This is a genomic window from Streptomyces sp. NPDC087440 (assembly GCF_044744005.1).
GTDB lineage: Bacteria > Actinomycetota > Actinomycetes > Streptomycetales > Streptomycetaceae > Streptomyces.
The window spans coordinates 1,017,498-1,029,685 of sequence record NZ_JBIUXN010000001.1; the positions used below are offsets into that span (position 1 = coordinate 1,017,498).

At 73.2% G+C, this 12,188-nt stretch carries 8 protein-coding genes; 6 read left to right on the forward strand and 2 right to left on the reverse strand.

Annotation, left to right across the window (positions count from 1 at the left end; translation table 11 throughout):
* Positions 1–136 precede the first annotated feature (136 nt).
* The 4 genes from ACIO3O_RS04605 (at position 137) to ACIO3O_RS04620 (ending at position 4,735) form a co-directional block, all read left to right on the forward strand.
* Positions 137–1,048 carry a hypothetical protein gene (locus ACIO3O_RS04605; protein ID WP_401741786.1) on the forward strand — a complete coding sequence of 304 codons (912 nt, stop codon included), beginning with the start codon at positions 137–139 and terminating at the stop codon, positions 1,046–1,048.
* A 325-nt stretch (positions 1,049–1,373) separates the two neighbouring features.
* On the forward strand, positions 1,374–3,068 hold the full coding sequence (locus tag ACIO3O_RS04610) for a PP2C family protein-serine/threonine phosphatase (protein ID WP_401741787.1): 1,695 nt from the start codon (positions 1,374–1,376) through the stop codon (positions 3,066–3,068).
* A complete protein-coding gene (locus tag ACIO3O_RS04615) occupies positions 3,065–4,285 on the forward strand; it encodes a B12-binding domain-containing protein (protein WP_401741788.1) in 1,221 nt (406 codons plus the stop codon). The genes ACIO3O_RS04610 and ACIO3O_RS04615 overlap by 4 nt, the downstream gene beginning before the upstream one ends.
* A 72-nt stretch (positions 4,286–4,357) precedes the next feature.
* Entirely contained in the window at positions 4,358–4,735 is a 378-nt protein-coding gene (locus ACIO3O_RS04620; protein ID WP_401741790.1) for an STAS domain-containing protein, read from the forward strand.
* A gap of 23 nt (positions 4,736–4,758) precedes the next feature.
* Here the strand turns inward: ACIO3O_RS04620 and ACIO3O_RS04625 are convergent, their stop codons facing one another.
* Positions 4,759–5,457: a response regulator gene (locus ACIO3O_RS04625; protein ID WP_401741792.1), complete on the reverse strand. Its 699-nt coding sequence runs from the start codon at positions 5,455–5,457 to the stop codon at positions 4,759–4,761.
* A 22-nt stretch (positions 5,458–5,479) separates the two neighbouring features.
* Positions 5,480–6,661 (reverse strand): sensor histidine kinase, encoded by a 1,182-nt coding sequence (locus ACIO3O_RS04630; protein WP_401741794.1) that lies wholly within the window; start codon positions 6,659–6,661, stop codon positions 5,480–5,482.
* 981 nt (positions 6,662–7,642) lie between these two features.
* On the opposite strand from ACIO3O_RS04630, the gene ACIO3O_RS04635 reads away from it, so the two are divergent.
* Positions 7,643–9,268 (forward strand): hypothetical protein, encoded by a 1,626-nt coding sequence (locus tag ACIO3O_RS04635; protein ID WP_401741796.1) that lies wholly within the window; start codon positions 7,643–7,645, stop codon positions 9,266–9,268.
* A gap of 282 nt (positions 9,269–9,550) precedes the next feature.
* The gene (locus tag ACIO3O_RS04640; RefSeq protein ID WP_401741799.1) at positions 9,551–12,097 is read left to right on the forward strand and encodes a glycoside hydrolase family 172 protein; all 2,547 of its coding nucleotides are present in this window, start codon (positions 9,551–9,553) and stop codon (positions 12,095–12,097) included.
* Positions 12,098–12,188: the final 91 nt, after the last annotated feature.

The following is a 12,188-nucleotide window of genomic DNA, read 5'->3' on the forward strand; positions in this document are numbered from 1 at the left end:
GTGGAAAGTAGGCATTGACAAGATGCGGGGTGCGCGGTGGAATGGGCATCTAGGCGGCGACAAGATGAGGTCCGTGTCCCCGGTCGTGCATCCACGCCATGCCCCGTTCCGCGCCACGCCCCGAGGGGGACCCGTCATGACCCACCGCATCCACCGCCACCACCCCGCCACCGCACGCCAGTTGTGGCAGCACCTGGAGCCCGTCCACGCCACCCTCTACTACGCACCGGAAGCCTTCGGGGCCGCCGAGCAGCTCGGCTACGCGGTCGACGAGCGCTGGCCCGCCTACTTCGCCTACCGCGCCGCACCCCTCGGCCCCGCCGGTCCGCACCTGGTCAACGCGCTCTTCTACAGCTTCAGCCCGCACATGGTGGAGAGGTATGTCACCCCGGCCTGGCGGACCGCCGCCCCCGCACAGGTGCTGGCGGCCCGGAGCGAGGCCGTCGACCGCGCCCTGCGCAGGCTGTTCGGCGACCGGATCGACGCACCGGAACTCCGGGAGGCGGCAGGGCTCCTGCGCCGTGCCGCCGAGGCGGCGGACACGGCCGGACGCCCCCTGGCCGCCGCCAACGCCGCACTGCCCTGGCCGGACGCCCCGCACCTGGTCCTCTGGCACGCCGCCACCGTCCTGCGCGAGCACCGCGGCGACGGCCACCTCGTCGCCCTCCAGGCCCACGGCCTCGGCCCCGCCGAAGCGCTCGTCTCGCACGCGGCGGTCGGCGCCGCCCCGCGCGAGGTGTTCGACAGCAGGCAGTGGAGCGCGGCGGAGTGGGAGGACGCCCGTCAACGGCTCGTCGCACGGGGCCTGTTGGAGGCCGACGGCACCGCCACGGGTGAGGGTCTCCGGCTGCGTACCGCCGTCGAACACCTCACCGACGAACTCGCCCTCGCCCCCTGGGACGCCCTCACCCCCGACGAGGCCGCCCGGCTCCCCGGACTCCTGCTGCCCCTCGTGCTCGACATCGTCGGCACCGGACTGCTCCCCGCGCAGAGCACCCTCGGCATCGGGATGCAGTACGACGGGGCGGCGTACGAGGAGAAGGTGTGAGGCGTTGCCCGCAAGCGACCTGACGGCTTGCCAGAAGCGGACGAAAGACCCGGACCGTCAACCGGAGACCTTCACACGCGGGCGGCGGTCCTCACATGGAGCGGGTTGCCAGAAAGGTTGTCAATGGAGGAGTGTTGTCGTGAGGCAACTTTTTGGGGCCTCGGACTTTTTCCTCTACTCGATGGGGTGAGGGGCCCGCCCAGCGGGCCTTCAACGTTTGGCGACTTCCACACAGCAGGCAGGCACATCGCAGGCAGACACGACGGGCCCCGGCGTTTCCCGCAACGACGACGGGGCGTGGCGCGCCGCGCCCTACCCCGCACTCGTGGTGGACGACCGCGACACCGTCCGCCGCGCCAACGCCGCCGCCGAAGCCCTCTTCGAGGGTACGTGTGCGGGCCGCCCCCTCGCCGAGGTGGTCCCGGACTGGCTCCTGCGGGCGCACCGGGCACATCAGCACCGGGCACTTCAGGACCGGGCACATCAGGACCGTGCACATCAGGAGCGCCCGGACGACGCCGTGCGCGGGCCGGTCGGGGACCGTACCTTCGAGGCGCACCCCAGCAGGTCCGACGACGACGCCGGCGTCGTGTGGTGGCTCGTCGACGACACCGACCAGGTGCTCGCCCGGCGGGCCCTGCGCCTGGAGCGCGAGCGCACCGCCTTCCTCACCCAGGCCTCCAACCGGCTGCTGTCCTCGCTCAACCTCGACCGCTGCATGGACGCCACCGCCCAGCTCGCCGCCGAGCACCTCGCCGACGCGGCCCTGGTGGTCGCCCCGGCCAGCGGGCACCGGCTGCCCGCCGTGGAGTGCGTGCGCGGCGGCAGCCCGGTGCGCTCCCTCCAGGTCGCCGACCCGCACGAGGTGCCGGGCCTGGGGGAGGCGCTCCAGGGGTTCCCGCCCGTGCCCTCGCGCTGGATCGACCCGGCGGCCGCCCCGGGCTGGGTGGTTCCCGACGGGTTCGGCGAGGTCGGCTCGATCGTGGTGACGCCGCTGCCCGGGCACGGGGTCCCGGCGGGCGCGCTCATCCTGCTGCGGCGCACCGGCGGGGCCGGTGCCTTCAGCGAGGAGGAAGAGGTCTTCGCCCGGCTCTTCGCCTCGCGCGCGGGTGCCGCCATGTCGGCAGCGCGGCTGTACGCCGAGCAGTCGGCCATCACCGAGACCCTGATGCGCGAACTGCTCCCGCCCGTGCTGCACCAGGTCGCCGGAATGGAGTTCGCGGGCGGCTACCGGCCCTCCCAGGACACCGAGCGGGTCGGCGGCGACTTCTACGACGTCCACCCCGCCGCGTCCGAGGGCGAGGCCTCCCTCGCGGTGCTCGGCGACGTCTGCGGCAAGGGCCTCGACGCCGCCGTCCTCACCGGCAAGATCCGCAACACCCTGCACGCCCTGCTCCCCATGGCCGACGACCACCAACGCGTCATCGACCTCCTCAACGGGGCGCTGCTCACCTCCCACCACGCCCGGTTCGCCACGCTGGTGCTGGCCTCCGCCGTGCGCGAGGAGGACCGCGTACGACTGCGGCTCAGCAGCGCCGGACACGCCGCGCCCCTGCTCGTACGGGCCGACGGCAGCGTCCAGGAGGCCGCCACCAGCGGCACCCTGGTCGGCGCGATGCCCCGGGTGCCGACCCGTACGGTGGACGCGGTGCTGGCTCCCGGCGAGAGCTGCGTGCTCTACACGGACGGCATCACCGAGGCGCGCGGCGGCCCGCTCGGCGACGCCATGTTCGGCGAGGACCGGCTCAAGGCGGCCCTCGCGGAGTGCGCCGGAATGCCCGCCGAGGCCATCGTGGAGCGCGTCCAGATGCTGGCCTCGCAGTGGGTGGGCGGCGGCCGCCACGACGACATGGCGGTCCTGGTCATCTCGGCCCCGAGGACGGCCCAGCGGACCGTTCAGCGGACCACCCCGGGGATCGGCCGGCAGCGGGAGGGGGCGCAGACCGCCCCGGGCGAGCCGACGGACGAGCCCGCGCGCCCCCCGGTGAACTCCCGCACTCGGGGCAGGCTCAGCGCATGAGCCAGCACATCGCTCCCGATCACCCCCGCCCCTCCGACGCCGCCGGCGGCCCCGATCAGGCCGTCGCGCCCCACCCGCCCGCCGTCTACGTCGACCAGCTGTGGGACGCCGTCGCCGCGGGCGACGAGTACGCGGCCACCGACACCGTCCTGACCGCCCTGGACGACGGGCTGCCCGCCGAGGACGTCCTCCTGGAGGTCATCTCCCCGGTGCAGGCCAAGGTCGGCGTCGAATGGGCCGCCAACCGCATCAACGTCGCCCAGGAACACACCGCCACCGCGATCAACGACCGCGCGGTCGCCGCCCTCTCCCAGCACGCGGCGATCCGCCGCTCGGCGGCCGGGCACGCCGCCGCCCAGCAGGAGACCGCCCGCCGCGCCGCCCGGTACGCCGCGGGCCACGCGGTGACCCGTACCGTCCCCGCCGCGCGCACCCGCCCCGAGGCCCCCGCGGGCAGGGGCCGCATCACCGTCGCCTGCGTGGACGGCGAGTGGCACGCGCTGCCCGCCCGCATCCTCGCCGAGGTCCTCAAGCTGCGCGGCTGGCAGGTCGACTACCTCGGCGCCCAGGTCCCCACCCCGCACCTGATCAGCCACCTGCACCGGTCCGCGACCCACGTCGTCGCCCTGTCCAGCTCCATCGCCACCCGGCTGCCCACCGCCCACGCCACCATCACCGCCTGCCAGGCCACCGGAGTGCCCGTCCTGGTCGGCGGCGCCGCCTTCGGCCCCGAGGGCCGGTACGCGCGCCTGCTCGGCGCGGACGCCTGGGCCCCCGACGCCCGCGCCGCCGCCGACCTCCTCGACGCCGATCGGCTGCCCGGCCCGCTGCACGGCCACCAGCCCCTGGACGACCTGCCGCACCTGGCCGACCAGGAGTACACGATGGTCGCCCGCACCCACGCCGAGCTGGTCAAGGCCACCTTCGCCGGCCTCGAAGAGCGCTACCCGGCCATGCGGTCGTACACCGACCGGCAGCGCGAGCACACCGCCGAGGACCTCGCCCAGATCGTCAGCTTCCTGGCCACCGCGCTCTACACCGACGACCCGGAACTCTTCACCGGCTTCCTGCTCTGGACCGCCGGAATCCTCGAAGCCCGCGGCGTCCCGGCGGACTCCCTCAACCCCACGCTCGACATCCTCGGCGAGGAACTGCGGGACTTCCCCCGCGCCACCCGCCTCCTGGGTCTCGCCGCGGACGGCCTCAAAGCCAGGTAGGCGGACCGCGGCCCGCCCGGCACACATCTCCCGTACCCTCTCTCCCATCAGCTCCGGCCCCGGAAAGCCCGCATGACGACGATGCCCTCGCACCCGATCCGCCCGAATCCCCTGCACTTCACGATCGCTCCCGACGGCGAGCACACGCTGCGCCTCGCGCTGCACGGCGACCTCGACTACGACCACGCCGAGCTGCTCCTCGACATCGTCCGCGAGGAGCTCGCCGAGCGCCCCGGGCTGCGCGTGCTGCGGCTGGACTGCGCCGAGCTGGCGGGCGTCGACTCGATGGGCCTGTCGGTCCTGCTGATGGTCCACCGCGCCACCACGGCAGCCGACGTCCGGCTGCACCTCGACGCCCGCACCCCGGCGCTGGAGCGGCTGCTCCAGATCACCGGCACCCTGGACCACTTCACCGGGCACGGCGCGGAACAGATATCCGAGACGTCATAGGCCCTTCGTGCGGCATTGCGGCATCAGGCCCCGCCCGGCCGCACCAGCCCCGTCTCGTACGCCATGACCACCACCTGCGCCCGGCTGGCCAGATTCAGCTTGGTCATCGCCCGGTTGAGATGGGTCTTGACCGTCGCCCCGCTGATGAAGAGCAGCTCCGCGATGTCCGCGTTCGACAGGCCGCGCGCGGCCATCCGCAGCACCTCCACCTCGCGCCCCGTCAACTGGTCCAGATCCGGCGGCAGTTGCGGGGGAGGGGCCGGATCGTCGCCGCCCTCGGCCCGGACCGCGAAGGACTCCACCAGCCGCCGGGTGACGCTCGGCGCGAACAGCGAGTCGCCGCCGCGCACCGCGTTCACCGCCGCAAGCAGCCGTTCAGGCCCCGAGTCCTTCAGCAGGAAGCCCGAAGCGCCGGCGCGCAGCGCGCCGTACACGTACTCGTCGAGATCGAACGTCGTCAGCACGAGAATCCGCGGCGGCGGGTCCTCCGCCGCCGCGAGGATCTTGGCGGTGGCCACGATGCCGCTCATGCCGGGCATCCGGATGTCCATGAGGACGACGTCGGGCCGCAGCGCCGCCGCGAGTTCGACGGCCTCCGCGCCGTCGGCGGCCTCGCCGACCACCGCGAAGCCGGGGGCCGCGCGCAGCAGCCCCACCAGACCGGCCCGGATCAGGAACTGGTCGTCGACGACGAGGACCCGCGTCGCCTCCTGGGCGCTCATCGGGCCTGCCGTCCGCGTCGGGTCATCGCTTCCCGTCGTCCTCCGGTCGTACGGCCCGGGGCGAGGTCGGCAGGTCGAGGCGGACCTCGTAACCGCCTGCGCCGCCGTGCGGGCCGATGCTGATCGTTCCGCCGTAGAGCTTGGCCCGCTCCCGCATCCCAATCAACCCATGACCGGTTCCCCCTGCAACCTTGGCCGGAATCACCCCCTCCCCCGTACCGGACTCCTCGTTCACGACCAGCACCGTCACCTGGTGCGGTCCGTACCGCAGCTCCACGACGGTGGGCGCACCGGGCGCGTGTTTCAGTACGTTCGTGAGCGCCTCCTGCACCACCCGGTACGCGCACAACTCCACCCCGGGGGCCAGCGGGCGCCGGGTGCCGGTCACCCGCAGCTCCACCGGCACGCCCCCGGCCCGTACCCGCTCGACCATCTCCGCGAGGCGGGCCAGGCCCGGCATCGGGGCGTCCGGCGCGTTATCGCCGTCCCGGTCGTCGGTGGAGCGCAGCAGGCGCAGCATCCGGCGCATCTCCTCCATGGCCTCCGCGCTGGTGTCGGCGATGGTGCCCAGCGCCGCCCGCGCGGTCGGCGGGTCGGACTCGAAGACGAACTGGGCGAGCCCCGACTGCACGGAGATCACCGACATGTGGTGGGCGACGACGTCGTGCAACTCCCGTGCGATACGGCCGCGTTCCTCCCCCACCGCCCGGCGGGCCCGTTCCGCCTGCTCCTCGCGCAGCCTGCGGGCCAGCTTCGCCGACCGGCGCGCCACCACGCCGAACCGGCACAGCGCCGCCGGCCACACCATCGCCTGCGCCACGACCGCGGCCATGGAGGCGTCCCGGGCGAGCAGGCCCGCGTACACCCACACCAGGCCCATCAGCACCGAGCAGGCCACGGCCGTGCGCAGCGGGCGCAGGGAGGCGACGGTGTAGACGGCGAGCATCGGGCCGAAGCTGCCCGCGACGGGCCAGTACCCGGCGGTGATGAAGACGACCCACGCCGCGTGCACGACCAGGCACAGCGTCACCGGCGCCCGGGTGCGGAAAGCCCCCGGCAGGTTCACCAGCCCGATCAGCAGATACCCCGTGAGGTCGAGTGCGGACCACCCCTGCGCGGCGGACTCCTGCCCGAGCAGCACGGCCACGGTGGTCTGTGCGAGGGCCAGCAGGAGGTCGGCGTGAGGAGGGCGGAACCGGTACATCGTCGCAGCGTAATCCCGCAGGTCCGGAGGGACGTCAACCGAGCGGCATACCGCGGAAGTTGTAGAGGCGCCCGGAACTGCCGCGCTGGTTGGAGAGGAGATCAACCTCCCGTGGGTCGCACCGGAGGTTCACCGTCCGTAACTTCTTCCCCAGCGGTGCACTGCCGGTCGGAGGCGACCCGGTGCACGCGACGGGGCCGCGACGGTCCGCCCTCACCATCGGGGGAGGGGGCGGGCCGCCGTCGCTCGTTCCGCCCCGCGCTTCCCTGCCGCCTGGCCCCTCCCTGTGCAGTCCTGCGTGTTCCTGCGTGTTCCTGCGCATTCCTGCGTATCGACCCCGGGTCGGGTGCGTGTCACTCTCACAAGTGGGGCCTGTCCTCGGGGAGTCGACATGAAAATACGGTGGCGTGCCGTCGGTCCGGTCGTGGTGGTGTGCGCGTGCTGCGGCGTGGCCGCGTGCAACGGCGGTGATCCCTCGGGGACTTCGGGCTCCTCCGGCGGGCAGGCCGGTCAACCGCCCCTCGGCGGCGGGATTCCGGGCGACGGCTCGATGTCCGGCGGTGGCGGTACGAGCTCGGGCGGTGGCGGTACGACGTCGGGTGGCGGCACCGGCTCCGACGGTGGCGGCGGCGGTTCGGTCTCCGGCGGGGGCGGCCCCGGGGGCGGCGGCGGTGTCGTCGGGGGCGGCGTGGTCGGGGGCGGGGGAGGGAACGGCGGCGGACCCCAGCAGCCGGGGTCCCCGATGACGATTCCGGAGATCAGCAACTTCCAGGGGACTCCGCTCGGGTACGGCGACACGGCCAACTGGGAGCAGCTGGAGCGCTACTTCCTCCCGCAGTGCGGCGGCAAGACCCTGTGCGTGCGGCTCGTACGGAATCCGGTGCCCTACGACTACGGGGAGCCCTGCACGTACATCCGCGCGGTGTATCCCCGCGTCCCCTTCTACCGGGGCGATGTGATCCGCATCCGGGTGAAGGCGCCGTGTCCGCCTCCCGGGTCGCCGGTACCGCCTCCGCCGCCACCCCCCTCGTCGCCGTCCACGCCGTCCCCCTCGCCACCGTCCCCGACCGGAGAGGGCAGTCCCACCGCGTCCACCACCGCGTCCGGCGGCGCCGCCCGATGACCGGCGAACCTCCGCCCGACCCGGCTCCCGCCCCTCCCGGCCTGCACCGCTTCGGAGCGCTCTTCGGCGCGGTCATCGCGCCGACCAGCTTCGTGACGGCGCTCCTCTACTACTTCGGCTTCAACCAGGCCTACTACTTCTACGACTACTTCGGCGTGAACTCGACCGCGCTGGGCCTGGGCACCACGGACTTCCTGATGATCAGCGTGGACGCGCTGTTCCGGCCGATGGTGGTGGCCGCGGCCGGGGGCCTGGTCGCCTTCTGGGGGCACGAACTCCTGCGCGCCCGCATCGCGGCCGGGGCCCGGCCGAGGGTGCTGCGGGTGCTGGTCCCGGTACTGGGGGCGCTCGGGGCGCTCCTCGCCGGATTCGGCCTCGCGAAGGTGCTGGTCCCGGCGTGGATCCCGGACGTCTTCCTGCTGCAGCCGCTCAGCCTGGCCGCCGGGGTGGTGCTCCTGGCCTACACCCTGCATCTGCGCCGCACACTGGCCCGCACCCCCGTCGTACCGCCCCCCAACCCCCTGCCACACCCCGCCACGGCCCCGACACCGCCCCCGGAACCCGGCCCGAACCCGGACCCGAGCCCGGAGCCCGGCCCGAACTTGGGCCCGAGTCCGGAGCCCGGCCCGAACCCGAACCCGGACCCGAGCCCGGAGCCCGGCCCGAACTTGGGCCCGAGTCCGGAGCCCGGCCCGAACCCGAACCCGGGCCAGTGCCCGCATCCACACCCCGACCCGAACCTGCCTCCGGAACCTGCCCCGCACCCAAGCCCGCGCCCAAGCCCGGAGCCTGGCCCGGGTCCGCACCCTGCCCCGCACCCCGAGCCCACCCCCGACCCGGACCCGCGCCCCGACGCGGACCCGCATCCGCACCCCGGCCCGGACCCGCGCCCGGTACCTGGCCCGGCGCCCGAGCCCGGCCCAAGCCCGGAACCCGGCCCGGCGCCCGAGCCCGGCCCGACGCCGGAGCCCAGTCCGGGTCCGGGTCCGGAACCCGGGCCGAGCCCGCGTCCCGAGCCCAGCCCCGGCCCGCCGCAGGCGCCCCCCGCACCCCCAACCACCCCCACCCCACCCCCGCGTCCCGAGTGGAGTGCCATGGCCGAGTGGGCCGTCGTGTTCGTGCTGGTCGGGCTCAGCCTTGTGTGGGCGGCCACCGACTACGCCGCCGCCGTCGGCCGGGGGCGCGCCGCGCAGCTCGTTGTGCGGCTTCCCGGCACGACCACCGCCGTCGTCCATAGCACCCGCGCCCTCGCCCTCTCCGCTCCCGGCATCCGCGAGACCCGGTGCGCAGACGCCAAGTCGGGCTATCCGTACCGGTACGAGGGCCTGACCCTGGTCATCCAGTCGGCGAACCAGTTCGTACTGCTGCCGCAGAACTGGACCGCGACGACCGGCGTCGCCGTCGTCCTGCCGCGCTCCGACTCCGTACGCCTGGAGTTCGTCACGCCCCGGGCCCGCAAGGCGGCCCTCGGCCGACCCTGCTAGTACTCCAGCGGGACACGGACGACGAGTGGGGGGGCAGTGGTGGGAGATGCCTGGCCGGTTCGGGGCCCGGCCCACCGTGCACAACCGGTTCAGGCCGTGGCGGGGACCTCTCCGCGAGGGATTTCATCGCCACTGAACCGCCGCTGAACCGCCACTGAGGTGATTGTCGGCGCGCCCCAGGAGGTTCCTGAGCATCGTTGCCGAGTCCCGCGCCGATGCTGGTCTGCCATCGGACTCCAGTACGCAGGGCAAAAGCCCGGTCGAATCGAAGCAGGAGAAGTCATGCGACGTGCCCCCGCGCTGTGGGCTGCCTTCCTGTGCGTCGCCCTGTTGGCGATGGCGATGGCGGTCGCGAGCGGAGAACGGGAGGCACGGGATCCGCGCGGGAACGACGGGGCGAAGCCGGGAGGAGTACGGGCCGCGACAACGGCGCCCGCAGGGAAGGGGCCGGTGGGGTGGGAGACGTACCGTCGGCTGGACCTGGCGGCCCACCTGCCGAGGGGCGTGGAGACGAAGATGTTCTCCAGCTTCGACCGGCAGGGCGGCAACTGGGACGGTTTTGGCGGGGTCTCCTCGTGTCTGCCCATCAGGACCAAGGAGTGCGTGATCGCCGAGCACGTGGGGGCCGGGGAGATCTCCTCGATCTGGTTCACCCGCTGGCTCGGGCCGATCCGTGACACAGGGCTGACCGGGAGTTTCGCCCACACCGGGCGGATCACCGTCGAACTGGACGGCAGGAAAGTGGTGGACGCGCCCTTGGCGGACGTGCTGGCGGGGAAGCTCGGAGCGCCGTTCACCCACCCGCTGGTGGCGGATGACAAGCAGACCTCCGGTGGGGCGCTGATCTCGGTGCCCATGCCGTACCGGGAGTCCATGCGCGTCACCACCGAGCGCGACCCGCGCCTGTACCAGGTGATGTACCGGACGTTCGCGGACGCGCAGGGGGTCAGCACCTTCGATCCGGGCGAGAGCGCACAGGACGTGGTGGATCTGATGAGCCGGGCACCGGCCGCCGATCCCAAGCCCACGCTGGCGGGAACCACCGAGCAGGTCGCATCGTTGCGGCTGGCGCCCGGCGAGACCCAGCGGCTCGCCCACTCCACCGTCCCCGGGCTGATCGGCGGCCTGCGGCTGCGGCTGCCGCAGACCGTCGCGCCCAAGCCGCAGCCCGTCACGGACAGTGGGAGGGCGTACGGAAGGGGCGGCGGCAGCGAGTTCGGCCTGACGGTCGATCCGGCGAACCGGGGCGTGGTGCTGACGCGACGGCTGGATCGGACCATCGGCGGGCAGAGGGCGCGGGTGTACGTCGACGGGGAACTCGCGGGAGAGTGGCCGGGCAGCCCCCGGGCCGCGGAACGGTGGGGCGAGGAGAGTCTGGAACTGCCCGCTGCGCTCACGGCGGGCAAGTCGCGACTGGCGATCCGCACGGAGTGGTCCGCAGGGCAGGACTTCAACGAGTTCACCTACTGGGCCCGTCCTGCCGGAGGTGTTGCGGGGGCCGCCACGGACACCGTCGATGTCGGCGACCCGGCCTCCGAGCTCTCCCACGGATACCGTATCCGCGGCGCGATCTGGCTCGGCACCCGCGCCTACAACTACCCGACGCCCGACACTGGGCCGGAGGCAACCTCGCGAAAGCTCCTTCACGGGCTGCGACTGCGGGCGACCTTCGACGGGGTACGGACCGTGGACGCGCCCCTCGGCGAATTCTTCGGGTCGGGGTACACGATGGCGCCCGTACGCTCGCTGATGTTCCAGCTCGACTCCGCATCGGGCGAGTTCACGGCCTGGTGGCCCATGCCGTACGCGCGCGAGGCGACCGTCGAGGTGTACAACGGCTCCCAGGTGAACCTGCGGGAGGGGACGTCCTGGGTGCGTACCACCCCCTCCACGGCGCATGCGCGGGCGGTCCGCGAGGGCACGGAGGGCCACTTCCGTGCCACCTCGCACGCCTCAGCCACCGTCCTCGACCGCAGCTGGGAGTTTCTGTCGACGCAGGGCAGCGGCAAGGTCGTGGGCGTCTCGCACAGCATGCGCGGCGACGGAGGCCGAGTGCACATGGAGGGCGACGAGCGCATGTTCGTCGACGACTCGCACACCCCGCAGGTGCACGGCACGGGAACCGAGGACTTCTACCGCGGCGGCTGGTACTTCCTGCACGGGACCTACTCCGCGCCGTTGAACGGTCATCCCGCTCGTCTGACGGACGGGTCGGGGTGCGGTGCGGCCGAGGACTGTTCCAGCGCGTACCGGCTGCTGCTCACAGACGCGGTGCCCTTCGGCCGGTCGATGCGGTTCACGATCGAACACGGTCTGGCCAACGAGGCTCCGGCCACCTATGCGGCCACCACGTACTGGTACGGACAGCAAGCACGTCGGCTGCACCGCACGCACACCGTGTCCGCGGCGCTCACGGTGAGCCACTCCCCACGCGTCGAGAGCGGTGGGTTCCTGTCGACGCTGGAGGTCGCCTCGACCTTCGAGGGGGAACTCGTCAACCCGGAGCGGCATACCGCCAAGGTGTTCTACACCCGGCGCCCCGTCACGCTTGAGGTGACCGTCGATCCGGCCAACGAGGGTGTCGTCCTGCGCAGGACGGGCGACCAGCTGGCGGCCGGACAGCGGGCACGGGTGAGTGTCGACGGAACCGTGCTGCCCGACTGGTACCAGCCGCTCGGCAATCACGGACGCCGCTGGCTGGAGGACTCCTACCAACTGCCCGCCGCTGCCACCCGTGGGAAACGAAGGATCAGCGTCACCCTGACGCCGGTGCAGGGCGCACCGGAATGGGCCGCCGCCCAGTACACGGCGGACAGCGTGGTGGGCTAGTACTCCAGCCGGACTTTGATGTACTGCCTGGTCAACGGCTTGGGTGTGGGGAGTGTAGCGGGGCGGTGCCGAGTGCGGGATGGGTTTGCGA

Coding starts and splice junctions, on each gene's coding strand:
- ACIO3O_RS04640 (WP_401741799.1), top strand. CDS start 9,551: ATGCGACGTGCCCCCGCGCTGTGGGCTGCCTTCCTGTGCGTCGCCCTG.
- ACIO3O_RS04630 (WP_401741794.1), bottom strand. CDS start 6,661: ATGTACCGGTTCCGCCCTCCTCACGCCGACCTCCTGCTGGCCCTCGCA.
- ACIO3O_RS04625 (WP_401741792.1), bottom strand. CDS start 5,457: ATGAGCGCCCAGGAGGCGACGCGGGTCCTCGTCGTCGACGACCAGTTC.
- ACIO3O_RS04605 (WP_401741786.1), top strand. CDS start 137: ATGACCCACCGCATCCACCGCCACCACCCCGCCACCGCACGCCAGTTG.
- ACIO3O_RS04615 (WP_401741788.1), top strand. CDS start 3,065: ATGAGCCAGCACATCGCTCCCGATCACCCCCGCCCCTCCGACGCCGCC.
- ACIO3O_RS04620 (WP_401741790.1), top strand. CDS start 4,358: ATGACGACGATGCCCTCGCACCCGATCCGCCCGAATCCCCTGCACTTC.